The sequence below is a fragment of the Haloarchaeobius caseinilyticus genome (genome assembly GCF_051207395.1).
Lineage (GTDB): Archaea > Halobacteriota > Halobacteria > Halobacteriales > Natrialbaceae > Haloarchaeobius.
Genome location: NZ_JBPJZC010000001.1, coordinates 1,369,781 through 1,394,761, shown reverse-complemented (window position 1 = coordinate 1,394,761; position 24,981 = coordinate 1,369,781). Strand labels below are relative to the sequence as shown.

The 24,981-nt window shown below is 64.0% G+C and carries 27 protein-coding genes; 12 read left to right on the top strand and 15 right to left on the bottom strand.

What is annotated here, in order from left to right:
• The first annotated feature begins 34 nt into the window (after window positions 1–34).
• The 3 genes from ACSC1P_RS07350 to ACSC1P_RS07340 are packed head-to-tail and all read left to right on the top strand — an operon-like array spanning window position 35 to window position 976.
• Window positions 35–319, top strand: coding sequence for a ubiquitin-like small modifier protein 1 (locus ACSC1P_RS07350; RefSeq protein WP_435359488.1), 285 nt, complete (start codon window positions 35–37; stop codon window positions 317–319).
• Window positions 316–573, top strand: coding sequence for a MoaD-like domain-containing protein (locus ACSC1P_RS07345; RefSeq protein WP_435359487.1), 258 nt, complete (start codon window positions 316–318; stop codon window positions 571–573). Before ACSC1P_RS07350 ends, ACSC1P_RS07345 begins: the two co-directional genes overlap by 4 nt.
• Before the next feature lies 1 nt (window position 574).
• Window positions 575–976: a DUF8048 family protein gene (locus ACSC1P_RS07340; protein ID WP_435359486.1), complete on the top strand. Its 402-nt coding sequence runs from the start codon at window positions 575–577 to the stop codon at window positions 974–976.
• A 49-nt stretch (window positions 977–1,025) separates the two neighbouring features.
• On the opposite strand, the gene ACSC1P_RS07335 is transcribed toward ACSC1P_RS07340, so the two are convergent.
• Entirely contained in the window at window positions 1,026–2,804 is a 1,779-nt protein-coding gene (locus tag ACSC1P_RS07335; protein WP_435359485.1) for a vanadium-dependent haloperoxidase, read from the bottom strand.
• A gap of 204 nt (window positions 2,805–3,008) precedes the next feature.
• Window positions 3,009–4,943: an aldehyde ferredoxin oxidoreductase family protein gene (locus tag ACSC1P_RS07330; protein ID WP_435359484.1), complete on the bottom strand. Its 1,935-nt coding sequence runs from the start codon at window positions 4,941–4,943 to the stop codon at window positions 3,009–3,011.
• 148 nt (window positions 4,944–5,091) lie between these two features.
• On the opposite strand from ACSC1P_RS07330, the gene ACSC1P_RS07325 reads away from it, so the two are divergent.
• The gene (locus ACSC1P_RS07325; RefSeq protein ID WP_435359483.1) at window positions 5,092–5,532 is read left to right on the top strand and encodes a VanZ family protein; all 441 of its coding nucleotides are present in this window, start codon (window positions 5,092–5,094) and stop codon (window positions 5,530–5,532) included.
• On the opposite strand, the gene ACSC1P_RS07320 is transcribed toward ACSC1P_RS07325, so the two are convergent.
• From ACSC1P_RS07320 to ACSC1P_RS07305, 4 genes are all read right to left on the bottom strand, one after another.
• Window positions 5,499–6,032: an SRPBCC family protein gene (locus tag ACSC1P_RS07320; protein WP_435359482.1), complete on the bottom strand. Its 534-nt coding sequence runs from the start codon at window positions 6,030–6,032 to the stop codon at window positions 5,499–5,501. The genes ACSC1P_RS07325 and ACSC1P_RS07320 overlap by 34 nt on opposite strands.
• 111 nt (window positions 6,033–6,143) lie before the next feature.
• Complete coding sequence (locus tag ACSC1P_RS07315) at window positions 6,144–6,902, bottom strand: class I SAM-dependent methyltransferase (RefSeq protein ID WP_435359481.1); 759 nt, start codon at window positions 6,900–6,902, stop codon at window positions 6,144–6,146.
• Window positions 6,903–6,982: 80 nt separating this feature from the next.
• Window positions 6,983–7,540, bottom strand: coding sequence for an SRPBCC family protein (locus ACSC1P_RS07310; protein WP_435359480.1), 558 nt, complete (start codon window positions 7,538–7,540; stop codon window positions 6,983–6,985).
• Between the two features lie 25 nt (window positions 7,541–7,565).
• Complete coding sequence (locus ACSC1P_RS07305; protein ID WP_435359479.1) at window positions 7,566–8,111, bottom strand: GNAT family N-acetyltransferase; 546 nt, start codon at window positions 8,109–8,111, stop codon at window positions 7,566–7,568.
• A 110-nt stretch (window positions 8,112–8,221) separates the two neighbouring features.
• Between ACSC1P_RS07305 and ACSC1P_RS07300 the strand changes: the two genes are divergently transcribed.
• From ACSC1P_RS07300 to ACSC1P_RS07290, 3 genes are all read left to right on the top strand, one after another.
• The gene (locus ACSC1P_RS07300; RefSeq protein ID WP_435359478.1) at window positions 8,222–8,620 is read left to right on the top strand and encodes a helix-turn-helix domain-containing protein; all 399 of its coding nucleotides are present in this window, start codon (window positions 8,222–8,224) and stop codon (window positions 8,618–8,620) included.
• Window positions 8,617–8,895 (top strand): DUF7521 family protein, encoded by a 279-nt coding sequence (locus tag ACSC1P_RS07295; RefSeq protein WP_435359477.1) that lies wholly within the window; start codon window positions 8,617–8,619, stop codon window positions 8,893–8,895. Before ACSC1P_RS07300 ends, ACSC1P_RS07295 begins: the two co-directional genes overlap by 4 nt.
• 350 nt (window positions 8,896–9,245) lie before the next feature.
• Complete coding sequence (locus ACSC1P_RS07290) at window positions 9,246–10,322, top strand: archaeosine biosynthesis radical SAM protein RaSEA (protein ID WP_435359476.1); 1,077 nt, start codon at window positions 9,246–9,248, stop codon at window positions 10,320–10,322.
• Window positions 10,323–10,351: 29 nt separating this feature from the next.
• Here the strand turns inward: ACSC1P_RS07290 and ACSC1P_RS07285 are convergent, their stop codons facing one another.
• Entirely contained in the window at window positions 10,352–10,873 is a 522-nt protein-coding gene (locus tag ACSC1P_RS07285) for an HAD family hydrolase (RefSeq protein WP_435359475.1), read from the bottom strand.
• A gap of 39 nt (window positions 10,874–10,912) precedes the next feature.
• Complete coding sequence (locus ACSC1P_RS07280) at window positions 10,913–14,029, bottom strand: PAS domain S-box protein (protein ID WP_435359474.1); 3,117 nt, start codon at window positions 14,027–14,029, stop codon at window positions 10,913–10,915.
• Between the two features lie 143 nt (window positions 14,030–14,172).
• On the opposite strand from ACSC1P_RS07280, the gene ACSC1P_RS07275 reads away from it, so the two are divergent.
• Both ACSC1P_RS07275 and ACSC1P_RS07270 read left to right on the top strand, forming a co-directional pair.
• Window positions 14,173–14,979, top strand: coding sequence for a twin-arginine translocation signal domain-containing protein (locus ACSC1P_RS07275; RefSeq protein ID WP_435359473.1), 807 nt, complete (start codon window positions 14,173–14,175; stop codon window positions 14,977–14,979).
• Window positions 14,980–15,235: 256 nt separating this feature from the next.
• A complete protein-coding gene (locus tag ACSC1P_RS07270; RefSeq protein WP_435359472.1) occupies window positions 15,236–16,771 on the top strand; it encodes a PQQ-dependent sugar dehydrogenase in 1,536 nt (511 codons plus the stop codon).
• On the opposite strand, the gene hemA is transcribed toward ACSC1P_RS07270, so the two are convergent.
• Both hemA and ACSC1P_RS07260 read right to left on the bottom strand, forming a co-directional pair.
• Window positions 16,755–18,077: a glutamyl-tRNA reductase gene (gene hemA, locus ACSC1P_RS07265; RefSeq protein ID WP_435359471.1), complete on the bottom strand. Its 1,323-nt coding sequence runs from the start codon at window positions 18,075–18,077 to the stop codon at window positions 16,755–16,757. The genes ACSC1P_RS07270 and hemA overlap by 17 nt on opposite strands.
• On the bottom strand, window positions 18,077–18,724 hold the full coding sequence (locus ACSC1P_RS07260; protein WP_435359470.1) for a precorrin-2 dehydrogenase/sirohydrochlorin ferrochelatase family protein: 648 nt from the start codon (window positions 18,722–18,724) through the stop codon (window positions 18,077–18,079). Before ACSC1P_RS07260 ends, hemA begins: the two co-directional genes overlap by 1 nt.
• Window positions 18,725–18,854: 130 nt before the next feature.
• Between ACSC1P_RS07260 and ACSC1P_RS07255 the strand changes: the two genes are divergently transcribed.
• A complete protein-coding gene (locus ACSC1P_RS07255) occupies window positions 18,855–19,397 on the top strand; it encodes a hypothetical protein (protein ID WP_435359469.1) in 543 nt (180 codons plus the stop codon).
• Between the two features lie 144 nt (window positions 19,398–19,541).
• On the opposite strand, the gene ACSC1P_RS07250 is transcribed toward ACSC1P_RS07255, so the two are convergent.
• The 4 genes from ACSC1P_RS07250 to ACSC1P_RS07235 form a co-directional block, all read right to left on the bottom strand.
• Window positions 19,542–20,027 (bottom strand): hypothetical protein, encoded by a 486-nt coding sequence (locus ACSC1P_RS07250; protein ID WP_435359468.1) that lies wholly within the window; start codon window positions 20,025–20,027, stop codon window positions 19,542–19,544.
• A gap of 399 nt (window positions 20,028–20,426) precedes the next feature.
• Complete coding sequence (ahbB, locus tag ACSC1P_RS07245) at window positions 20,427–21,545, bottom strand: siroheme decarboxylase subunit beta (RefSeq protein ID WP_435359467.1); 1,119 nt, start codon at window positions 21,543–21,545, stop codon at window positions 20,427–20,429.
• Window positions 21,546–21,632: 87 nt separating this feature from the next.
• Window positions 21,633–22,037: a DUF5778 family protein gene (locus tag ACSC1P_RS07240; protein WP_435359466.1), complete on the bottom strand. Its 405-nt coding sequence runs from the start codon at window positions 22,035–22,037 to the stop codon at window positions 21,633–21,635.
• A 192-nt stretch (window positions 22,038–22,229) separates the two neighbouring features.
• Entirely contained in the window at window positions 22,230–22,424 is a 195-nt protein-coding gene (locus ACSC1P_RS07235) for a cold-shock protein (RefSeq protein ID WP_435359465.1), read from the bottom strand.
• Between the two features lie 164 nt (window positions 22,425–22,588).
• Here ACSC1P_RS07235 and uppS point away from each other — a divergent pair, with 164 nt between their 5' ends.
• Window positions 22,589–23,512 carry a polyprenyl diphosphate synthase gene (uppS, locus tag ACSC1P_RS07230; RefSeq protein WP_435359464.1) on the top strand — a complete coding sequence of 308 codons (924 nt, stop codon included), beginning with the start codon at window positions 22,589–22,591 and terminating at the stop codon, window positions 23,510–23,512.
• A 115-nt stretch (window positions 23,513–23,627) separates the two neighbouring features.
• Window positions 23,628–24,245 carry a hypothetical protein gene (locus ACSC1P_RS07225; protein ID WP_435359463.1) on the top strand — a complete coding sequence of 206 codons (618 nt, stop codon included), beginning with the start codon at window positions 23,628–23,630 and terminating at the stop codon, window positions 24,243–24,245.
• Between the two features lie 68 nt (window positions 24,246–24,313).
• On the opposite strand, the gene ACSC1P_RS07220 is transcribed toward ACSC1P_RS07225, so the two are convergent.
• The gene (locus ACSC1P_RS07220; protein WP_435359462.1) at window positions 24,314–24,922 is read right to left on the bottom strand and encodes an undecaprenyl diphosphate synthase family protein; all 609 of its coding nucleotides are present in this window, start codon (window positions 24,920–24,922) and stop codon (window positions 24,314–24,316) included.
• Window positions 24,923–24,981 lie beyond the last annotated feature (59 nt).

Here is a 24,981-nt window from a genome sequence, read left to right as displayed (position 1 = left end):
GTGCTTATACGGGTAGACGATATCTAGGCGAGCAATGAACCTGGAGTTGCGCTTTTTCGCCAACTTCCGCGAGGCAGTCGGCCAGAAGACCATCCACCGTGATTTCGACGAGGGATCGACCGTGGGCGAGGTGCTGGCCGCACTGGAGTCGGAGTTCGACGGGTTGGAAGGGGAACTCCTCGAGGGGGGAGCGATACGGCCACAGCTCAGTATCTTCAAAAACGGCCGTGACGTGGTGCACATGGAGGGGACTGAGACGACGCTGGCCGACGGAGACGCCGTCTCGGTGTTTCCGCCGGTCGCCGGTGGCGGCGGATGACCGAAGTCGTACGGTCTTTCCGCGGCATCTCACAACGGCTGGCTATTCACTACCTCGAAAACCTCGGCGGCGAGCGTGTCGACGACGCGACTGTCGCGGGCGACGGGTGGACCGCATCGCTCTCGTCTGAGACGGTCGACGTCGGCCCGACGCTCCAAGTCACCGAAGTCACCGTCGAGTTCGAGGGCGACGACTCGACGCTCGATTCGCTCGTCGAGCGTTTCGCACAGAAAGCCATGCGGGCGGGTGGCTGAGATGGACGGCTACCCTATCGACGGTGAGGCACTACTCATCGCGGCGGCGAAGGCGAGCGTCCCACCGAGACGCCTCCCGGAACTGGTCGACCTCGTGCAAGCAGACCTCCGACTCCGACTCGACGACTACCGGACGAACTACGAGTCGGTCGTCGAGTGCGAGGACTACGTCGTCTTCCTGGTCGAGTCGGGACACTGGGAAGGCATCGGGAAACGACTCGACGTGACGCGACAGGCCTACGACGCGGTCCAACGTGCCCATACCGAGCAGCTACACCGCATCGGCTACGACACCGACCGGAGTGACGAGTTCGACACGGCACTGGAGATTCGAGAGTGTGTCTTCATCGGGAAAGAGGAAGCGTGTGAAGGTGCGAGACCCGCACACAGGACCGACCGTTGACGCCCAGCGAGAAGCCGACGCCGGTTCAGGCGGAAGCCAGAACAGCTACTCAGTAGCCCTCGTTTTGTCCGCCGTAGGCCCCGTTCCCATTCTTGCCCCTGTTCTTCTCGCTCCCGCTGTTCTTCCCGCTGCCGTTTCCGTCGCCGTCTGCGGGAACGACGCCTTCGGGCGTGATGCGAACCCTGTCGCCGTCGAACGTCGTCAGTGTAAAGCCGTCGAACTGGTAGCGTTCATCGTAAGTCCGCGTCCGGTCGACGAGAAACGCGAGCGCCACCGCTTCGCCGAGACCATAGCCCGAGTTCGCATCTTCGCAGTAGTGGATGCCGGACCAGTCCCGACCGATAGACATGTTCTCGGCTAATTTGTGCAGTTCGCCACCGACAGTGAGGGATTCGTCCGTCTCGCCGGGCGTGTCGACGGCGACTGGCATCTCGATGTCGGTGTCGAAGTACGCCTTGAGTACCGTGACGCACGCGCCGGCGAGCGTCGAATGTCCGGCAGGATAGGAGGGGTGCGTCGGCGATCCTTCGGGATACGCCTGCGAGAGCAGGTACGTCCCCTGTTTCTGGAAGACGTTTTCGAGGACTCCATCGTTCGCGGCGGTCGCGAGCAGGTTCGCTGGCAACATCTCACTATAGTCGGCTGCACCAGTGAGGTGCTGGTGAACTCGGCCGCCGAACGCCTCGGGACGGAGTCGTCGGTGAACGAGCCATTTCTGGACCCACGCAGCGTGCAAGGCTGGCTGTGAGACGGCGACGACCGCGTCCAGCACGTCGACGAATCCAAGGTCGACGAACAGCCCGGTCTTCTCGAACGAGGGGACGTTCTCGTCGAACGGGACCCCGAGTCCGAGCAGGATGAGGGCGGCGTCTAGATACGCCTGTGCGGGGTAGTCTCGGTGGACGTACGTGGCGAGGTCCCGGCCGGTCTCGAGGTGTCGAGGCGTCTCCTCGTAGAAGTCAAGCGACTGTGGCGACTCCCCACGTTGGACGGCGAGCCACTCGTCGACGGTCGTCATGTAGTCAGTGTCGGCCTGTAACACGTCGTACTGCTGGACCTGTCTAAAGCCATCACCCCGTGGAACCTCGTGGTAGAAGAACTGCGAGAGGTACGGACCGACTTCGCTGCCAGCGAGGCGGCCACGGAAGGCGAGATGGGGCGTCACGCGTCCCGACTCGTCGGTCGCGCCAGCGTACCCGCCGATGTCGCTCAACTCTGCGGCGGCGGCCGCCACGAGTTCGTTTCCCTCGTACTCGGCGAACGGCACGTCGCGGAGCAACGACTGCCAGTAGAGTGTCGCCATCTCCGCCCCGGCCTCGGGGCTGTCCATCGCCGGCGCGGGCGGGATCGCCAGGTCGTGCGAGTCGGCTCCCGAGATATCGAACGAGTGTGCAGCCTGCGGGTTCGCCAGGACGCGGTCGCCACCGAGCGGAATCCCTTCGAAGTCCCCATCACCGTACAGGGCCGCGAGCAACGCTTCGAACGCGTCAGCGTCGCCGACGCCGAGGTCGTCGTGTGGGAGTCCCTTGGTGAACGCTGCACGCGTGCCGAAACGACGCTCGTCTCGATTCGGTGTCCACTCGGCCGGGTCGTGACCCAACAACTGTTCCCTCGCCGCGTTCTTCCGACGTTGGAACGCCGCAGTGAGCCGTTCTTGCGGCGAATCGAGGTCGTCTCCCGACACGTCGGCGGCGACGGGGCCACCGCTACTGCGACCGTTCTTCCCACCGTTTTTCGCGGTGACAGTTCCTGCGATACCGAGTGCTCCCAGTCCGGAGAGGACCGTCCGACGGAGGACGCCAGAAGACCTACTGTCTGTGTTCGTCATGATATGCCAGCAGTGAGACTACTCCCACCCTGTCTACACCTCACTAGTCGATATTCGGAGATAACTCTAGCTTACTGATACATCACCGACGGAGTCTCCGGTGTGTCTCGAAGCGAGTCACCGGCTCCTCACTGGACGGTAGCACGACACGTCATGGTCGCTGCGTCGACGCCGACGCGAAAAAAGTCGAGTCGCTGCCGCAGTTCAGTCGTCTGCCGGTGCGCTGGAGTCGCCCGAACTGACGCCGGTGCCCGGGCCGATGTCGATGCCGAGTTCGTCGAGTTTCTCGTCCGGGACGACGCCGTCGACCCAGCCACGGTGTTCGTAGTACTCTTCCTTCATCTGGTCGAGTTCACAGTACTCACCCTCGCTCGCGCCCTGTCCGGGGACGCCGTCTTTCAGGAACCGGTCCGGCAGGGAGTCGTCGCTGCCGTCGAAGCCGGCGAGGTTGTTGTAGTACCGTTCGAGGTTGTAGATGCGCTCGCCCGCGGTGAGCATCTCGTCTTCCGACCAGTCGAGACCGGTCATGCCGTTGAACTGCAGCACGTACTCCTCGATGCCTTCCGCGAAGGCGTTGAACTTGCAGATGTCGAAGGAGTCGGAGATGCAGTGCATGTCCTGGAAGACTGCGGTCAGTTCACCCTTGCCCTCCCACTCGTAGGGGTCGACCTTCTCGGGGAAGCCGAGGATTTCGGCCGATGGCGTGTACGCGCGCAGGTGGCAGGCACCGCGGTTCGAGGTCGCGTAGGCGATGCCCATGCCCTTCATACAGCGCGGGTCGTACGCCGGAATCGTCTCGCCCTTGACCGCGAGCGAGTTGTCGTGGGCGTCGTGCTCCTCGGCGATGTGGTTCGCACCGCCGGCGAGCAGGTCGGCGAGGTCGCCGTCGCGGTTGGCGATGTCGGTGATGAGGTCGATCATCGTCTCTTTGTCGCCCCATTCGAGGCCCTCGACGTCCGCGTCGTCGAGTTTGCCCTCTTCGGTCATCTCCATCGCCATCGCCATCATGTTGCCGACCTCGATGGTGTCGATGCCGTGGTCGTTACAGCGGTCGATCATCACGGCGATGGAGTCGCGGTCGTCGTTCATCGAGTTCGGGCCGAGTGCGAACGCCGACTCGTACTCGAAGGACTCCATCCGGACGTTCATGTCCTGGCCTTTGTGGTTGTACGTGACCTCTGCTTCCTTCTTACAGGCGACCGGGCAGGAGTGACACGTCGGTTCGTCGACGAGGATGTTCTCGCGGACGTTCTCCCCGGAGACCTTCTCCGAGTCGATGTTCGGCTCGCTCGGGTCTTCTTCGGCCTCGGAACTCGTCGAGGTGTAGTGACCGTTTCGCGTCGGCAGGCCGTCCATCTCTTCGGTGATGTTCATCAGGACGTTCGTCCCGTACATCGAGAGGCCGCCCTCGTTCGGCGCGGTCACGTCGGACTCCTGAATGACGCTCATGGCCTGCTGGTGGCCCTTCTGGAACGTCTCGGGGTCTTTCGGCTTCGGCATCTTCGTGTTCGACTTCACGACGATGGCTTTCAGCTTCTTGTTGCCCATCACGCAGCCAGTGCCGCCGCGGCCCGAGGCGCGGTCGTCCTCGTTGACGATGCAGGCGTACCGGACCTGATTCTCGCCACCCTCGCCGATGGCCATCATGGACATGTTCTTGCCGTAACTGCCCTCGTGGCGCTCTTCGAGCGTGTCGCGGGTCTCGTGGACACCCTTGCCCCAGAGGTCGGAGGCGTCGTGGAGTTCGATTTCACCGTCTTCGACGACGGCGTACACGGGTTCGTCCGCCTGTCCCTCGAACAGCAGGCCGTCGAAGCCAGCCCACTTGAGACGTGCGCCGGACCAGCCACCGTGGTGGCTGTCGGTCACGGTGTTCGTGAGCGGCGATTTCGTCACGACCGCGATTCGGCCACTCATCACGGTCTGTGTCCCCGTGAGTGGCCCGTTCACGAACGCGAGCAGGTTGTCCGGGCCGAGCGGGTCTACGTCTGGTCCATTGTCGAAGACGTACTTCACGCCGAGGCCGCGCGCCCCGATGTACTTCTTCGCGTCCTCGTCGTCGATTCCCTCGTAATTGACGTCCCCCGACGACAGGTCGATTCGGGCGACGTGGTCCTGGAAGCCACCGATGTCTGTCATTGTAAGGTCTAATAGTTACATAGGGACGCGACCATGTTGGTTGTTGGCAAAGAGGGTGTAACTGAATGTGGTTACTCGCCGCCGTCTCGCGATTTTCTTCCACGCAGGGCGCCGACGAGCATTTCGGTTCGGGGGCCGTCGCGTGGGTATGGACAGGCAATCGTCCGAGTCACGTCCGCTGGGCACGGCGACGGTCGCTGTCCGGCGGTGGCTCGTCGTCGCAGTGCTCGCGCTCACCGTGTTCGTCGCGAGTGTCATCACGCCGCCGGGCACCGGGTCAGCAGGCGACAGCGTCACGAGCGGGACCGGCCCGCTCGGCCTCGTGGGTGCGGACAAGTGGTTCCACGCGACTGGCTACGCGACGCTCGCGGTGGTGGCGGCGACGGCGAAAAAACCGGAGTCGTGGTGGGGCCACGCGACGATACTCGTCGCGGTGGCCGCCTTCGGGGGCAGCATCGAGGTCGTTCAACTCTTCTTGCCAGCGCGTGCCTTCGACCTGACCGACGCGGCGGTCAATACGGTAGGCGCGGCGCTCGGTCTCGGCTGCTGGCTCGCTTACGCCAGACTGGCGTCGAGTCGGTCGAGGTAGTCCTCGACGATGTAGGTGACCAGTCCCTGAATCGCGGACTCGCCCAGGCCGGCGAGTGGCCCGGCCACGCCCGCGCGCGCGGACCACTCGATTTCGGTTCCCTCGGGGTGGTCCGCGACGGTCAGGACGGCCCGGGCGTCGAACGAGCCCATCGCCCCGTCACCGCCGACGGTGGCGACCATGCACGGGAAGCAGTGGTCCTCGACGGTGCAGTACGTGTCGAACGACATCGGGAGGCGTTCGACCGGCGCCGACAGCGTCGCCGTGTACGTCTCTCCGGCGGCGATGGCCTGCTGTGTCGGTGCGGACATCGCGCCGGCGTCCGCGACGGTCCCGCCGTCGGTCATGGGTCGTCCGGCACTCACGTGTTCGAAGTCGCTCATCACGGAGAGGGTCTCACGGAGGCGTGCCGTGTCGGAGATAGCGACCCACGTGACGTGCGGGTCCGCACTGACCGTGCTACTGACGCTGAACTCGATGTCTTCGATGCTGCGGGGCATACTACTGGATACGAGAGCTACCACGTTACAAACCGTCCCAAGATAGTTGGGGTTCCAATACAATCTCGCCAGATTACAGGATGTGGTTGCCGACTCTCTTGATGTCGCCGGTCAGCGTGCTGGCAGCCGTGCCCGGAACAGCCCCTTCTCGTTGCTGAAGGACGTGATTTCGTCGTCCTCGATGGTGACGCCGTACACGTCTCGACTCTCGGACCGTCGGACGAGGTCGTCGATGGCTGTGCGCTGGTCCGCGGTCTGCGTCGTCCGGTCGCGCCACGATTCGTAGTCCAGTTCCTTGCGCATCGTCACAGCCTCTTCGACGGAGAACCCCGCAGCGGTGAGCGTCTCGCGCCACCACGACACCGGGTAGGCGTGGCCGTGTGACTCGTCACGGTGGCCTTCGACGCGATTGAAGTAGTCCGCGAGGGCTGCGTCTTCGGGCGCGACGTTGTCCTCCAGCGCGAAGACGCCGCCGGGTGCGAGGACGCGCGCGACTTCGGCGACGAACGCGGCCGGGTCGGGAAAGTGGTGGGCAGCGATGCGACAGGTGACCACGTCGAAGCTGTCGTCCCGGAACGGGAGTCGCTCTGCATCGCCCGTGACGCCCGGCACGGCGAACGCCGCACGTGCCGTGCGGACCATCTCTGCGGTCACATCCACGGCGACGACTTCGGCGACGCCCGAGTCCGCGAGCGCCCCGGCGACGTGCCCTGCACCACAGGCCACGTCGAGCGCCCGCTCGGCGTCGTCACTCCACGACGCGAGCAACGCGAGGTCGCGGCCCTCGCGGTGGACGGCACTGTCGAGGTACTGGTCGGCGACTGCCGAGAAGGAGTCCACGTTCCGCCGTTTCTGCTGGGCGTCGTCCATGTCACGAGTCGACTCGCCAGTGCGGTAGGCGTATCGCTCGTGTCAGAATCGGCCGTCCGTGTCAGAAATCGCCGACTGTCTCAGGTACTCCCTGTAGAGGAGTCGGCGCTACCGGCGTGCGAGTCGACCAGGGTCTCGATAGCTTCGAAGTAGCGGTCAGCCTCCCGGGCGAGGACGGGCTGAATCGCGCGTTCGCTGACCTCGGCGACTTCGCCGGCGACGTTGGCGACGAGCGACCACTCGACGGTCGTCCCCGTCGGCGTCTCCTCGACTTCGACTTCCATCCGGGCGTCGAACGACCCGTGGTCACCGTCTCCACCGATGGCGACGGCCAGCCGCGGGAAGCGGTGCTCGCCGACTGTGGCGTACGTCTGGAACTCGGTCGGGAACCGGTCGAGCGGCGATGCGATGACCATCGCGTAGCGCTCGCCTTCCTCGATCGATTCTTCGCCCGTCACCACGCTTCCTGCCCCGAGGCCGTCCGGAACGAGCCCGTCGCTTGCCGTCTCCGTCGACCGGACGGCAGGGAGCGCGTCTCGGGCCACTGCCGGGTCCGAGAGCACGGTCCACACCGCACGCGGCCTCGCGTCGTACTGGTGAGTCACCGTGACGTGGATGTCTTCGATACTGTGGGGCACACCTACTGCTACTCGGTGGAGACAGTTACGTCGCCGACCAAGATGCATCGGTCACCGGCAATTCTCGGGCGTAAACTACCATTGGATACTGTCCGGCGGGGTCAGTCGCCGGCAGCGTCTCTCGCAGGGTGAACCCGCGGGCCTCGTAAAACGAGCGACCGATACTGTTGCGCTCCGGCGTCGTCAGCACCAGTGCGGTCCGGTCCACAGGGAGTGCGCCACAGACAGCATCGAGGAGCGTCGTCCCGACGCCCTCGCCCCAGTGCTCGGGGTGGACGTACAGTTCCTTCAACTCGGCTTCGGTGTCACCGACGAACGGCGCGGTCGAACCCCAGTCCGCGTACGCGTAGCCCACCACGTCCTCCTTTACGGTCGCCAGTAAGAACCCCGGATGCGTACACATCTGATTGAACCGAGACTCGACCCACGGCTCTTCGGGTGGCACGTCGACCTGTTCGAGCACCCGTGCCGGAAACACGTCCCCGAATGCCGCCGTCCACGATGCCCGGTTCACGTCGTCGGCCGCCCACACGTCTTCGATTGCCGATACACCTCTGACAGCTGCTAACATAGGTGTATATCAGGAGTCAGACGTAAATAGCCCTTCTGTGACCGACAGGTCGTTACCCCGTCGTTACCAGTTCGTGGGAACGACCGACGAAACCCGAACGAACTTGGTGGATGCGCGAGCAGTCCCAGCCAGTGAAGCCGCGCGACCCGTCCGGTGGGGACGACCCAGAGTTCCAGGCAGTCGTCGACGCACTCGACGACGAGGCGTGTCACGCCATCGTCGAGGAGTTGACGGAGCCGATGACGGCCAGTGAACTCTCCGAGGCGTGTGACATCCCGCTCTCGACGACCTACCGGAAGCTGGAACTCCTGACTGATTCCTCGCTCGTCGCCGAGGAGACCCAGCTCCGCAAGGACGGCCGCCACACGTCACAGTATCGCGTCGACTTCGAGACCGTCTCCATCATGCTCACCGAGGACCACGCACTCACACTCAGTATCGAACGGCCACCCGAAACGCCCGAGGAACGCCTCGCCTCGATGTGGAAGGAGGTGCGCAAAGAGACATGAGCGACGTTACCCCACTCGTCGTCGCGTTCAAGACGCTCACACTGGTGATGGGCGGCCTCATCACCTACATCTCGCTGAAGGCCTACCGCCGGACCGGGTCGCCGGCACTCCGGGCACTCGCTATCGGGTTCGGTATCATCACCACCGGGGCGGCCATCGCCGGCGCGCTCGACCAGTTCCTCACCCTCGGCGATAACTCGACCGCGCTCATCATCGAGAGCGCACTCACGACGGTCGGATTCGGCGTGATTCTGTACTCGTTGTACGCGGAATGAGACGCTGATTCTCGGGTCTGTTCGCGGTGTGTTTTCGGTCAGTTTGTCGTTGTGGCTGTCGGTCGGTGTGTCGTCGTGATTGGTGTCGTTCTCGACAGACAGTTCACGAATCACGACGGAACAAATCCGCACCTCCCGTCCTCCCGCCACTACCTCCCCAACCGATTCGCCGCTCGCCTCCGGCGAGGCGGCTCATCCCTCGCGCGGCTACACCTCGCGGGCTTCACTTCGTTCAGCCACGCTCACCAGCGCGCGCCATGCCGGTCGTGTCGGCGTCGTCGGCCTCGGTAAATCCGGCCACCACCACAGACCCGAAGCCGATTTACGCGCACGGCCGCTGGTTCCTGCCAATGAGCAAGCCGACGCCCGAAGTGTACGAGCAGGGCAAGGGCATGGACGCGCACAACAAGGTGATGCGCGACATCCGCGCCCAGAAGGACAAGACGTACGACCCGCACGAGCCGACGCGGGTCTGGCTGGACGAAGACAACACACCCGGCGGTGTCTACCAGTCGCTGACCATCATCCTCAACACGGGCGGTTGCCGCTGGGCACGCGCGGGTGGCTGTACCATGTGTGGATACGTGGCCGAATCCGTCGAAGGCGGCTCGGTGAGCCACGAGGCGCTGATGGACCAGATTCAGGTCTGTCTGGACCACGAAGCCGAGGAAGCGGACGAGAAATCGGGCCTCATCAAGATTTACACCTCCGGCTCCTTCCTCGACGAGCGCGAGGTCCCAGCCGAGACGCGACAGGCCATCGCGGAGACGTTCGGCGACCGCGAGCGCATCGTCGTCGAGTCGCTGCCGGACTTCGTGAGCCAGGCAAAGTTGGAGGAGTTCACCGAGCAGGGACTGGACACCGACGTTGCGGTCGGTCTCGAAACCGCCACGGACAGGGTACGCCACGACTGCGTGAACAAGTACTTCGATTTCGAGGACTTCGAGGCGGCGGCCGCCGAGGCCCGCGCCGCCGACGCCGGTATCAAGGCGTATCTGCTGATGAAGCCGCCGTTCCTCGCAGAGCCGGAAGCACTCGAGGACATGATTTCTTCGGTCCGGCGCTGTGCCGGCGTCGACGGCTGTCACACCGTCTCGATGAACCCGTGTAACGTCCAGCGCTACACGATGGTCGACGACCTGTTCTTCCGCGGGGGCTACCGCCCACCGTGGCTCTGGTCGGTCGCGAAGGTACTCGAAGCGACCGCCGACGAGGACGTCATCGTCGTCTCCGACCCGGTCGGTCACGGCTCCGAGCGCGGCCCGCACAACTGCGGCGAGTGCGACGACCAGGTGCAAACGGCCATCAAGGACTTCGACCTGCGACAGGACCCGACCGTGTTCGAACAGGTCTCTTGCGAGTGCGAGGCCTCGTGGGAGGCGGTCCTCGAACACGAGACGACGTACAACATGCCGCTCTCGCGGTAACACCCGCTGTCGCGGTAATCTCTCTCCTTCTACACTCGTCTGAAGTCTGTTCCAGCCCGGTTGGCGGTCACTTCGTCGCTGTCCGAGTCGCCGACGAACAGCGTTCGCTCCGGCTTCGTGTCGAGCGCAGAAACGGCGGCGAGCAGCGGTTCGGGGTCTGGTTTTCGCGTCTCGACGGAATCGCGGCCGACGACGGCTCCGACCGACCGCTCGACGCCGTGCGCGTCGAGCGCCTCGTGACACGCCGCCTCGCAGTTCAGCGAGCAGATACCGACCGGCACGTCCGACTCGACGAATTCGTCGAGCATCGGCAGCCGCTCGGACTGGCGTGCGCCCTCGACCTCGGCCGCTTCGAGGTGAGGGTCCACAGCCGCTCTCGCGTCCAGTTCGTCGGCGATGGGGAGCAAGTCGAGCGCGTCGTTGGCGTCGCCATCCCAGCCACGGTCACGAAGAATCGGGGCGATGGTCTCGGCTGTCGCTTCCCAGTCAACGGCGAGTCGGACGAGTGTTCCATCTAAGTCGTAGACGACGGCGTCGTAGGCGTCGGTCATGTCGGTCCGGTTCGACCGGCCGACGCGAAAACGTATCCCCTAGTCGTCCGCCGAGCGCACGAGTTCGTCGTCGACCGCCAGCGGCACGGTCAGCGTCACGACGGTCCCGTGCGGGTCGTTCTCCGCGAACGACAGCGTCCCGCCGGTCTGGGTGACGACCCAGTTCACCAGCCAGAGGCCGAGTCCACTCGCGTGTCTGAGCTGGGTTATCTCCTGTTCTTCGGTGATGAGTTTACGCTCTTCGTCCGGGATTCCCGGGCCGTCGTCGGCCACGACGACGCGGAGCGAGTGCCGCGAGTCGGTGTCGGTCGACACCGAGATGTGGGCCGACGCGTCGTCCGGGTCGTTGTGCTGGAGCGCGTTCTCGATGACGTGATGGATGGCGGTCCGCAGGAGGTCGTCGGCGCGTGCTTCGGCCTCCTCGGGCAGGTCCGTCGTCACGGTCGCGTGTGGGTACTCCTGTTCGAGGCGTGAGACCGAGGTCCGGACGCTGTCACAGACGTCGACGGGACCGGTCGCGGTCTGGTCACGGTCGAGCGTCCGTTCGACCGCGCGAGTGTTCTCGGCCAACCCGATGAGTTCGTCCGCCCGCTCGATGATGGACTCGGCGTAGCCTGCCGCGGTCGTCCCTTCGACGACGTCGCCGAGCATCTGTGCCGACCCCTTGATGATGTTCATCCCGTTGCGCAGGTCGTGACGCAGGACGCGATTCAGAATCTCGACACGTTTCTGGCGCTCTTTCCGTTCGGTGATGTCGGTGTAGACGCCGAACGTTCGGGCAGCGCCGTCGCCGATGTCGACGGGCACGACGGTCATCAGGAAGTCCCGAAGCCCGTCCGTCGTCCGGCGTTTGACTTCCGCGTCGACGAGTTCGCCGTTCTGCGAGCGGCTGTTGATGCGGCTGGCTTCCGCGTCGCGGGTGTCGGGGACGATGTAGTCGTCGAGATGGTCACCGACGATTTCGGTCTGGTCGTAGCCGAAGACGCGCTCGAACGCGGTGTTCACCTGCACGACGACCGGTTCGCCGTCCTGATGCACGGCGTAGACCACGGGGTCGGGCACGTTCTCGAACAGGGCAGCGAAGCGGTCGCGTTCTTCGCGCAGTCGCTCCTCGAATGCGGTTCGGTCGAGTGCGTCCTGTACGTGACTCATGAGGAGTTCGGCGAGTTCGAGGTCCGTCTCGCCGAAGCCGCCCGGCTCGTTCGACACCGCCTGAAACACGCCCTCGTCGCCGATGGGGACCGACAGCAGCGACCGATACGTGCCCGCTTCTGGCGTCGCTTCGTTGTCGCCCTGAATGTCGTCGACGAGGTACGACTCGCCGGTACGGTGGGTCTTTCCGGCGATACCGTCCGAGATGTGCGCCCGCTGTTTGTACTCTTTCGGCTCGACTTCGGACGAGAGTGCCTCGGAGACGAGGTACTCGCCGTCGACGCTGTCGACACAGCAGATGTCGAAGTCGAGGACGCCCTCTGCCGCTTCGACGGCGAGTTCCCACACGTCGTCTTTGCTGTCGCAGTCTTCGAAACTGGAGGCGACGTCGTGGAGGTTCTCGATTTTTCGCTTCTGTTCGACGAGTTCGTCCGCCATCTGTTGTCGCTCGGTGATGTCTCGCATCACGAACGCCGTCCCGTCGAAGCCGGTATCGTCGGGGAACAGTGCCATCGTCCCCTCACACGGGAGTTCGCGGCCGTCAGCGGTGTGAACGGTCACGTCGAAGCTGTACACGTCCGGGTCGTCCGCTTCGAGCATGTCCGCGAGCGCCGCGCGGCCGCGCTGGTAATCTCTCTCGTCGATGACTTTGGTGGCGTGCGACCCGAGTAGTTCCTCGCGGTCGTAGCCGGTCATCTCGGTCATCACGTCGTTGACGGTCCGGAAGGTCGCGTCCTCACAGAGCGCGAACACGGCGTCGCCCGCGGCCTCGACGATGGTCTGTTGGCGTCTGAGTTCTTCTTCGCGCTCGCTCTGGTCCAGTGCCGCGGTCGTCGCGGACGCGAGGATACTGGCCATGTGGGTGTCGGTCTGGTCGAAGGCATCCAGTTCCTCGGTGCCGAAGAAGAGGACGCCGTGGTCGCCCAGCGGCATGAAGATGCCACTCTCGATCGTGTTACCCGCTGGTGCCGTCGAGGTTCGGGAGACGCCTTCGGGCTGGATGACGGGCTCGTTGGCAGTGAACGCCCGCCACGAGTAACTTCCCTCGCGAAGGACGCCGTCCGGTTCGAACACCCGTCGAAGTGGTTCGGTCGCCGCCGTCGGGACGAGTGCGTCGCGGTCCTCGTCGTAGAGGAAGACACCGGCGTACGGTTCGTTCAAGACGGTACGGGCCGCATCGACGGCGAACTCGGCGACGTGGTCCCGACTATCGACCGTGATGAGTTCGCGCGTCGTCTCCTGCAGGTCTTCGACGGTCTGGCGCTGGGTCACCCGTTCGGTCACGTCCTGGACGAACGAGAGCGCCCCCACGACGTTCCCGTCGTGGTCGGTCATCGTCCGGTTGAACCACTCACAAGTGATGGTCCGGCCGTCGCTGGTGACGTTGGCGTTCACGTTCCAGTCGATGTCCTCGTTCGCCATCGCGCGCTCACACACCGGTGTGACCTCGTTGTGTATCTCTGGTGGGACGAGCGTCTCGATGAGGTTCGTGCCGAGGACCGCCTCGCGGTCGTAGCCGAACAGGTCGGTCGCGCCGTCGTTCCACGCGACGATGTCGCCCGACGGGTCGGCTTCGATGATGGCGAGGGGAGCCTGTTCGTAGACGAGTTCGAGTCGGTCGCGACGGCTCTCGACGGTCAGGTCGCCCGCGTCGAGGGCGGTCTCGATGCGGTCGACGAGCGTCGCTGGGCCGTCGCTCGCGGGCACGTACCCGTCGATGCCAGCCGCCAGCGCGTCACCGGCGAGCGATTCGCTCCCGGCTTCGGCGTAGAGAAAGCAGGCTACGTCCGGGTGTCGTGACTGGACAGTGCGAAGTACTGAGAGTCCGTCGCCGTCGGGAAGGGTGTCACTGACGACCACACAGTCGACTGCTGCTGTCGTCGCCTCGCGCACCGCCTCGGCGGTCGAAACGGTCGCTACTGCTCCCGGCACTGACTCGGTCACCTTCGCCGTCACTTCGGGCGACAGCCCGACGCAAAGTGTGTCAGTCTCTCGTCCTGTCATGCGAGTCGCTGAGGTAGCGTACTACCTCGGTTCACCTCTACGCAGGTGATGCATACTCATTAATCTTTGAGCCGTTCCCTGACTCGAATCGAACCGTGAGCAGCGCCAGAACGCTCATTGCGCCCTCGGGTGAATCACGGGGCGTGTCCCCTCCGACCCGCCGCTCGTTTCTCGCCGCTGCCGGGCTTGGGGCGCTCGGCGTCGGTTTCAGTTCTCGACCGACTGTCTCGCTCCGGGTCCACGTCCATCCGGACGACTCGTTTGGCTGGTCCCCACTCACCCGTCGCATCACTCGTGCTGTCCACCGCGGGGTCGAACAGGTCGCGTTCCGGGCGGACCGCCGACTCGACGCAACGGTTACGGCCGAAGTCGTCCAAGGGCAACCGGTCCCGCCCGAGACGGTCCCGACCGCGTCGTCACCCGCACTCGTCGACACGCTCGAATCGTGGCTCCGCGACCGCGACGCCTACGACGACGGCGCGACACACCTCTATCTGGCGAACGAACCGTTCAACCGTGCTCTGGGATACGGCTGGGCGGGCGGCCACGTCGCCCGCGACCGTGCCGTCGCGTTCGCCAACCTCGGCGCGACACAGTTCTGGGACGACGAGCACGTCTCTGCGAACCTCGCCGTTCACGAGTGGCTGCACACGGTCCTGACCGGTGACGAAGCCGAGGCCGTGAACGGGTCACGCTGCGAACACGACCTCGGAACGGTCGCCATGCGCGAACTGGGAACCGTCGTCGTCACGCCGCTGGCGACCGCCTACGCGGACACGACGGTCCTCGGCGGCGAGACGCGCTGGCACGGAGGCGGCTGCTACCACCACGGCCAGTTCGCCCGCCACGATGGCCGGGAGTTCACGCCTCGACACTGGGAGCACACGTGGGTACTGAGTGAGGCGACGTTACAGGCGACGACGCGATTTATCGAAGAACGACTGTTGTGAGTGCTTTTTGCGGTTACTGCGGCTGTGCTCTGTATCACCGCATGCAACTCAGTCGGTGTTGCCGAGCAGGTCACAAATGCTGGTGCACATGACCGCAGCCACAGCCTCCCCATCCGATTCGCTTCGCTCACTCCGTTTCACTCGCTCATCCCTCGCGCGCTCCTCGCGCGCCAGACCAGTTGTGGCGGTCCTTCCGCCACGCCACGACAAAATTCTCCAACCATCCACCTTTGCTACTCCATCACGTACCCCAGGTATGAACACCAGACAGGGCCGCCGTCGCTTCCTCCGGACGACAGCAGCTGCGGCCGTCGCCGGCATCGGCGTCGGTTCGGGGTGTGTCGGCGCGTCGTCTCGCCTCCAGACCGGTGCGACCGTGCGACTCGAACCGGTCGCAGACGGGTTCACCGCGCCGCTCGCCGTCGAGTTCGCACCGGGTGACGACCGGCCGTACGTGGTCGACCAGATCGGGACGATTTCGCGTGTCGACTCGGACGGGGAGGCGACGACCGTCCTCGACGTGCGCGACCGCATGGTCTCGCTGTCGGGGTACGAAGAGCGTGGCCTGCTCGGACTCGCCTTCCACCCCGATTTCGAGTCGAACGGGCGAGCCTTCGTCCGGTACAGTGCGCCGCGGCGGGAGGGAACGCCCTCGAACTACTCGCACACGTTCGTGCTCTCGGAGTTCACGGTCGACGGCGACGGGTTCGACCCCGACAGCGAGCGGGCTATCCTCGAACTCCCACAACCGCAAGGAAATCACAACGCTGGCGCGGTCGTGTTCGGCCCCGACGGTTTCCTGTACGTGGCGACCGGTGACGGCGGCGGTGCGGGCGACCGCGGCACCGGCCACGTCTCGGACTGGTACGAGGCGAACCCCGGCGGGAACGGACAGGACGTGACCGAGAACCTGCTCGGGAGCGTACTCAGAATCGACGTGGACCGCGAATCGGACGGAAAGCCCTACGCGATTCCCGAGGACAACCCACTCGTCGGCCGCGACGGCATCGACGAACATTTCGCGTGGGGCTTTCGCAACCCGTGGCGAATGTCGTTCTCCGGCGGGGACCTGCTCGTCGCCGACGTGGGCCAAAATCAGTACGAAGAGGTCAGCCTCGTCCGGTCGGGTGGGAACTACGGGTGGAACGTCCGCGAAGGCGCGCACTGCTACGACGCCTCGAACTGCCCGAGCGAGACACCGGACGGCGACCCGCTGGTCGACCCGGTCGTCGAGTATCCGCACGAACGCGACGGCGAGACGCTCGGAATCGCGGTCGTCGGCGGTTACGTATACGACGGAAGTGCGATTCCCGCACTCCAGGACCGCTACGTCTTCGGCGACTGGCGCGGTGGCTCCGGCGGGCGACTCTACGTCGCCGACCCGACGGCCAGCGACGACGCCGACGGTGGCGCGTGGCCCATGTCGAGCGTCGCAGTCGAGGGACAGGGGACGACCCTTTCGAATCTCCTGCTCTCGTTCGGCCGCGACCACGACGGCGAACTGTACATCGGGACGACGGACAGTGCGACGCTCTCAGGCGAGAGTGGACAGGTGTTCCGACTGGCTGCTGTAGACGGTGAAGCCGACACAGAGACTGGGTCCGCCGGAACGACGACCGGTCAGTCGGTCGAGTCTGCGACGGACAGTGAGGAGACGGCCACCGTGGACGAGACAGGAACGGACACGAACGCCAGCGGCGAGACACCAGGATTCGGGTCGCTGGCGGCGCTCCTCGGCCTCGGCATCGGACTCGGGAGTTACGGACTCGGAAGAATCAGTCGTCGTCGCTGAGTGCGCCCATCGGAACGTCTGAGGGCATGTCCTCGGCGTCACCGAGTGCCGCGAACGGCGGCATATCCTCGGGCCCGAAGTCGGGGTCGAACAGCTGGAGTGCGGTGTTGATGGTCGACCAGTCGTCGTCCGCGGCGGCGTCGCGCAGACTCTTCGTCGGCGCGGCGAGCAACTGCCCGACGAGCGCGTCGGCCATCGACTCGACGACTTCGCGCTCTTCGTCGTCTAAATCGAGTTTGGCGAGTGCAGTCTGGACCTCGCGGCCCTTCACGCGCTCTGCGGACTCGTACATCGAGGCGATGACCTCGTCGGCGCGCTTTCGCTTGTACTGGTCGAGTAAGTTCTCGAACTCGGCGTCGATGAGTGCCTCGGCCTCACTTGCGGCTTCGCGGCGCTGTTCACGTGTCTCGCTCGTCACGTCTTCCAGTGTATCGAGGTCGTACGCGGTGACGTAGTCGAGGTCGCGGGCGTCGGTCGTCACGTCTCGCGGCTGTGCGAGGTCGATGACGATACGCTCGCGGCCGTCGTCCAAGTCTGCTGCTCGAAGCACTGGGTCGTCGCTCCCGGTCGCGGTAACGACGATGTCGGCTTGCGAGACGACGGTCGGGAGTGCGGCGAGTGCGACCGCCTCGGCGGGCGCATCGACTTCGTCGGCGACGTGCTCGGCGTGTGGGAGCGTCCGGTTCGCCACGACGAGTTCGGCCACGTCGCGGCTCGCCAGCGCCCGCGCGGCGAGGGTTCCCATCTCGCCCGCGCCGACGACCAGTGCGGTCGCGTCGGTCAGGTCGCGCTCTGCGGCGACGAGTTCGGCCGCGGCGGACCCGAGCGAGACGACGCCTTCGTTGATGTCCGTCTCGGTGCGGACGCGCTCGCCGACGTGAATGGCCTTGAGGAGCGCGTCGTCGAGGACACGACCCACGCCGTCTTCGGCGCGGGCGTCTTCGTAGGCGGTGCGGATCTGGCCGAGTATCTGGTCTTCGCCCAACACGAGCGATTCCAGCCCGGCGGCGACTCGCAAAAGGTGGCGGAGGCTCTCCTCGTGGCCCATCTCGACGACGGCGTCTTCATCACCCACGTCGCTGGCGTAGTCTGCCAATGCGGCCCGGCCGGCGTGCTCGTCGGTCGTGACGACGTACGCCTCGGCCCGGTTGCACGTCTGGAGGCAGTACGCCTCCTCGACGCCGGACTCCGCTCTGAGCGCGGCGACGACGGCCCGCTGGGACTCACCACTGGCTGCTGCGATGTCGTCGACACTGGCCGTGTCGTGCGTGACGCGAACGCCGGAGATGACTCCTGTGCCTGCCATCATTCGTTGAGAGGGTCGTGCGCTGCGAGAACCTCGCGCGCTATCTGGCGGGGATTAGTGTTACCTGTACGTAAAACTGTCCAAACGTCGTCCGACCGAACGACATCTCGCACCACGGCCCGCCGCTCGGCCGGTGGCACGTCGCGCGAGTGTAGCTCGTCGCGGAGGTAACCGGTGAGTTCGGCCATCGCGCCTGCGCCCGCCAACTCGTCCTCCAGTCGCTCGCGGAGGTGTTTCGAGAGCGCTGGCGAGGCTCCCCCCGTCGAGATGGAGATGGTCACGTCGCCGTCGCGGACCGTCGCCGGGACGACGACGCTCCCGCGGTCGCGGCTTCCGTGCGTGTCGGTCCGATTCACGAGGACGCCACGCTCCCGGGCCTCGGCCTCGATGGCCGCGTTCAGGGCTGAATCGTTCGTCGCCGCGACGACGAGCGCCGGGTCGAATCGGTCGAGCCAGTCCGGCACGTCGTCGGGTTCGGGGGCTGCCCGAACGAACTCGGCGTCGCCGAAGTCTTCGTCCGCGAAGTCGGGACTCACGACGACGACCTGGGCTTCGCGGGCGAAGCGTCGGGCCTTCCGGGCACCGACGCGGCCACCACCGAAAATCAGGACCGGTTCGTCGGTGAAATCGTGGAGGAGTGGAATCATGTGGACTGGACGTGCTTGCGACGCTGCTTGGCGATTCTGGGGAGCGACGAGGGAAAAAGACACCGTCCACGGGCGGAATCTGCCGTGTTCGTGGAGAAAGTACTTACCATCGACACGAATTGCCGACGGTATGCGTTCTCGCAGACAGTTCCTCGCCGCGGCCGCGGCGGTCGGCGTCGCTGGGTGTCTCTCTGACGCTGACGACGGCGCGGCAACCTCTCGGTCCGCGACTCGGACGCCAACAGTGACGAACACGGCGACGACGACCGAGGGAACGTCGTTTGAAGACCGCGAGACGAAAGTATACGCGACGACTGAGGCGACCTGCGAACCCGTCGTTTTCGAGGGCCGGGCAGTCGAACTGAGCGACGAGAAGTTGCAGTGGATACGCCCCGTCGAGTACGAGAAACTGGATTCGTCGCTGCAACGGGTTGCGGACACGGCCATCTCGATGGGTATCGACGAGTGCTACCCGGTGAGCGAGTCGACCGACCGGCTGATAGACGACTGTGTCGAGCAGAGTGGCGAGCAGGCCAGTGCGTACCTCGACGAAACAGGCGCGACCGGGCTTCCGTCGTACGTCGACAACGCCTATCTCTCGAAAGATGAGGTGCTGTACGCATTGAAAATCGTCGTCATGGACGAGGTGGAGTCTGACGGCAACGTCCACTGAGGGGTCCAACCGACCGACTGAGAGACGAACGTTTCGAGAAGAGCGGGAAGCAGGCTGAGGTGTATCTCGACGAAACAAGCGCGACTGGGCTTGCGAGCCTTGGTGAACCACTAGTACTCTCAATCCAGATTTGATGCGTAGTACTCAACTGTTGATGGGGGCGTTATCTTCTGAAGCAATCATTCCTTCCCTTTCCAATGCTTCTAGTGCTTCATTGAAGTTTTTCTCTCCACCCAAAATCGAATGGTCAAATCGAATTCTTGTGTCCTTTGACCAACTATCTGAGTCAGTCTCAATTTGAATGTAGGGTGGATAGTATTTCCCCTCTTTCCATCGAACGTTTTCTATCGAATCTTTTGAAATATTGAATTTAAACAGCCCATAATATTTTCCGACACAGTAAATTAAAAACCCAATGAGATATATCGCCACCATGGTTGTATAAATAAATTGGAACGGGGATTGTTGAGTGAATTTGTAAAATGGGAAGGCGAAAGATAACAGATAGAGGAAAAAGACCAATGGATTTATCTCCCACCCTCTTTTAAAGAATTTAACGAGTCCATGGTTGACTTCTATTCCTTTTTCCGTGATTATGATACTACCGACCATGGTGTCGATCCCCTCCATTAACCTATTTTTATCTAAGAAGACGATATAAATAATGGCGGTACCAAGATGGTGCGGGAATCTACTACGTCATCGTATCTTCTTTTCCTACCAAAGAAACAATCTTTTCAGAAATTAAATAGGTTGGCCTCCCTGCTCCTACTACTGCTGCTATGCACAGAACAGGAATCCCGGTATCTGCTAACGCTATCACTGCAAAAATAGTAAACGGCATCAACAGAGTTGACTTCCGTCGTACGTCGACAACGCCTACCGCTGCAAGGATGACGCACTCTATGCGTTGAAAATCATCGGAATGGACGAGGTAGAGTCCGACGGCATCGGTGACGTATCGGTCTACGCCCGAGAGCGGTCCCACTCTCCGGAGACCAGTCCGCCAACTCGCGTCCAAAAACCGCCTCACTCGGTGCCGACGACCGATTCCGACTCCGCGTCTTCACTGGCCGACTCGGCCTCCTCGTCGGCCGTTTCTGCCTCGTCTTCCGTGTTCGCCTCGGCTCGTTCGGCCATCCGGATACCGGTCTTCTTCAGGATTCGCGTCGAGAACAGACTGTCCCAGTCGTCCTCCTCTACGTCCCAGAACTCGGTCATCTTCTCACGCACCTGTTCGATGCGCTCTTGACTCTCTTCTTCCGACTGTCCGTGCGTCATCGCGAAGAAGTTGTACGGCCAGACGCCGTCGTGGCGCGGGCGCTTGTAACAGTGGGTGACGAACTCCAGTGCGGCGATTTCGGGGCCGACTTCATCGACCACGTCGTCGGGGACGTTCCAGACGGTCATCCCGTTCTCCGTGTAGCCGAGTGCGTAGTGGTTCGGGATGACGCCGATGCGGCGAATCTTCCCTTCGACTTCGAAGCGTCGGATAGTCGAGAGCACCCACTCCACGTCTGCCCCGATGGCCTCGGCAACGTCGGCGTAGGGCGTCGCCGTCACCGGGAATCCGTCCTGAATCTCCAGGACGAGGTCGCGCTCTTGGGGCGTGAGCGTGGTCCGGCCGGATGGGTCCTCGTTCGGGCCGAGTCCGCGGAGGTCCACCGACCCGCCCTCGATGACGGAGTCGACGTAGAACTTGGCCTCGACGCGGAACTCGCGCTCTTTCGGGAGATTGTACGTCTGCTGGTTGGTTTCGTCCTCGATTTCGGCCAGCACTTCGTCGACGCGGTCGGAATCGGCGACCGAGACGACGAACCACACGTTGAGGTGCGGATGCTCGCGCTCGTAGTTGTGCGCGACCTCACGGTGCGAATTGACCAGTTCGGTGATCTCGTCGAAGCGCGCTTCGGGGGCGTGCATGGCGACGAGCGTCGCGGTTCCGCCGATCTCCTGTGCGTTGATGAGCGGTCCGAAGCGCGTCAGCACACCCTCGTCGTCGAGTCGGCGGACGCGCTCGACGAGGTCGGCTTCGCTCACGTCGACACCGCGGTCTCGCAGGGCGGCCGCGGCCGGGTCGAACGGCCGGCGGACGACGGGGAACCCACCCTGAAACGCGTTGACTATAGCACGGTCCGTGCTGTCCATTTCGTAGTCCACCGCCCGTGGCATGCCCGGGAATCGGGGACGGGGTCGTATAAGGAACGCGGCTTTCGGTCGAACAGGTTTCGCGGCTTACTCGCCGCGTACGCCCGTCACGTCGAACCCGAGGTCCTCGATGTCGGCGAGGATAGCCTCGTGGTCGGCGCTGGCTTCGTAGTAGATGACGATGTCGAACGAGCCGTTTCGAAGGAGTTGCTGGCACTCCCAGACGAACTCCTCGCCGTCGATGGTCAGCCCCTGATGCTGGTTCGAGGAGAAGTCCGGATCGTCGTTACCGGAGTGGACGAACACGTCTTTCGGGTCGTGGCCCGCGTGCTCGGCGATGATGTCGCCCGTATCGAGCGTCGCCTGCATCATCTGGACGTCCTCTTGCCCGTCGAACTCGGTGTGGACGATGGCCCCGTTCAACTGGACCTCGCCGGGGTCGAGCAGTGCTTTCGTCCGTCTCTTCAGGTCGTCGTCGATGGTCTCGCTCATGGCGAGGAGTCGTCTCGCGCCACTCAAAGCACTCACGGTCCGTGGTCGCGCCGGCGGTCGCGAATCGGTTGCCAGAGCCAGCGCAGCCGCTCACCACGTGAGAAAGTGAGTGTTGCACGGCGCAACGGAACCACCCGCCACCACCGGGAACTGGACTCCCCTACAGTTTCGCCCGCCTACTCGGACAGACGTTTACAGCCGTTCGAGGTTCTCCGCCCGCGGACCGTCGTCCGTCTCCGCGATGTCGAATTCGACTTCCTGGTCCTCTTCGAGGTCAGGGCCGCCGACATCCTCCATGTGGAAGAACACGTCGTCCTCGTAGTCGTCCGTCGCGATGAAACCGTAGCCGCCGGATTCCTTGAAGAAATCCACCTTACCTTTCGCCATTGCAACTGTGGGTCACGAACCCATACCATAAAAAGATACGTGAGGGTCAAGCAATCAGTATAAAAGTAATCGGCGGATATCGGTCCCGTCGTCGCTCGTTTTCCCGAGTCGTCGACACACGGACAACACAAGAACCATTAGCCGGACTGTCGAAAGACCGGTCAATGTACTCGTGGGTCCGAGAACGATGGCGCATGGCCTACGAGCGCCTGCTCAGGCGCGAGATTACCGGGTCGCCGACGCACGTCGCGGTGATTCAGGACGGAAACCGTCGCTACGCCCGGAATCAGGGCGGCGACGCTCCCGATGGCCACCGGGCCGGTGCCCAGACGACCGAGCGGGTCCTCGGCTGGTGTCAGGACATGGGTGTCGAGGAGTTGACGCTCTACACCTTCTCGACGGAGAACTTCGACCGGCCACAGGAGGAACTCGACCCACTGTTCGACTTACTGGAGAACAAACTCCGCGAGTTCGCCGACAACGAAAAGGTCCACGAGAACGAGGTCGCCATCCGCGTCCTCGGCGACGTGGACTTGCTCCCCGAGCGTGTCCAGGCTGCGGTGCAGTACGCGGCCGAACGAACTCGTGACTACGATGAGTTCGTCCTCAACATCGCGCTGGCCTACGGCGGCCGGAACGAACTACTCACGGCGGCGCGCGGCGTCACCGAGGCGGTCGCGGCGGGTGACCTCGACCCCGACGACATCGACGTGTCGACCATCGAGGAGCGACTGTACGGCCAACCGGTTCGAGACGTGGACCTCATCATCCGGACCGGCGGCGACGAGCGAACCTCGAACTTCCTCCCGTGGCACGCAAACGGGAACGAGGCGGCGGTGTTCTTCTGTACGCCGTACTGGCCGGAGTTCTCGAAGGTCGACTTCCTGCGAGCGATTCGGACCTACGAGAACCGCGAGCAGTCGTGGCGGCGGACCCGCGCTCGTCGCGGTCTCGCCCTCTTGCGGGCGTTCGGTTCGACCGAACTCGAAGAGGCTCGGTCGGTCGTCTCGCGCTTCCGTGACTCGCTCACCGGGGACGAACGCGACGAGGCGAACCGGGTCGCCGAAGAGCCATCGGTGGCGGACTGACTCCCAGTTTAGCCGAATTCCTCACACTCGACTTCTCGGTGGAAAAGACCGAACGAGTCGTTCGACTTCCCCTTTCGACGAGAACGTTAACCGAGTACGCGACCTCTGTTAGCACATGACGAAATCTCTCTCGAAGAAAGACGCACCCGTCGAGGTCCGCACCATTCAGGGCCAGGAGACCCGGGTGTGGCAAGAGCCCGAGGAGGTACACGTCGAGTGGCGACCGTCCCGCCCGGTGTTCTTCCACGTCCGCATCGGTGACGTCGTGAAAGACGCCGACCGAGACGTCGAATCGCCGCTCATCAAACGCTGGACGGTCACCGAAATAACACCAGACCACGTCGTCGCAGAGGGTGTCGTCGACGGCGAAGTCGACATCCGGGAGTGGGACCGCGAGGAGTTCGAACGAAAACTGGTCGTCCGGAGCCTCGCTACCACGCTCTCCGACTTCGAGCGCGTCACCATCCACCAGTTCGGAGAGTGGGGACTCGACGAGGTCACCCACAGCGAACACACGTTCGTCGGCGACCCCTACGTGATGGCACTGGCCTACGGCGACAACGGCGAACGATACGGCTTGCGCTATCACTTCGTCGAGCGAGGCAACGAGCGGGACGTGAACTTCTGGCGCCACGACCACGCTGTAGGGAATCTCGCACCGACGATGCGGGAGAAACTCGACACGCGAGTCGCCGAGGCGCTCGCCGGTGCAGGCTACCACGTCGTCGAGTGAGAACAGTCGCCGTCACGTCGTCGAGTGAGAACAGTCGCCGTCTCGTTTTTCGCTTCGGTCGCCGCTTTCTACCGCCCGAACCGTCGATTCCGATTCTGATACTCTCTGACCGCACGGAGGAAGTCACGTTTCCGGAAGTCGCGCCAGTTCACGTCGGTGAAGTACAGTTCCGAGTACACCGATTGCCAGATCATGAAGTCGGAGAGGCGCTCCGCACCGGTCTTGATGACGAGGTCGGGTTCGGCGGGGAAGACCAGTCGACCCTCGATGTCGGCTTCGTCCACGTCTCCCGGGTCGAGATTACCCGCTGCGACCTCCTCGGCGACGCCCCGAACCGCGGCGGTGAACTCGTGTTTCCCGCCGAGGCCGATGCTCACCTGAATCGGCGCGTCGGCGCGTTCGGCGTCGCCGGGACCGCGAACCGCGACCTCGCGCGGGGTGTCGAGGTCGTCGAGTTGGCGGGCGAGGGTCGGGGCGGCGGCCGCGTCGAGGACACTCACGTAGACGGTGACGCGCGCTGCGCCGAACTCGAACGCCCACTCGAACACGTCCGTTAGCGTCTCGTACGCGCCCTGTTCGAGCAGGTCGCGCTCCGTGATGACGAGCGCGACGTGTTCGGGCAGCGTCGTCTGGTCTCGTCGCACTCGCGCGGCGAGATACCGGTCGTACAGTCGCACGACCTGTCGTTGCCACGCATCATCCCTGTACTTGTCGCCTCGCCACGAACCGCTGGCTT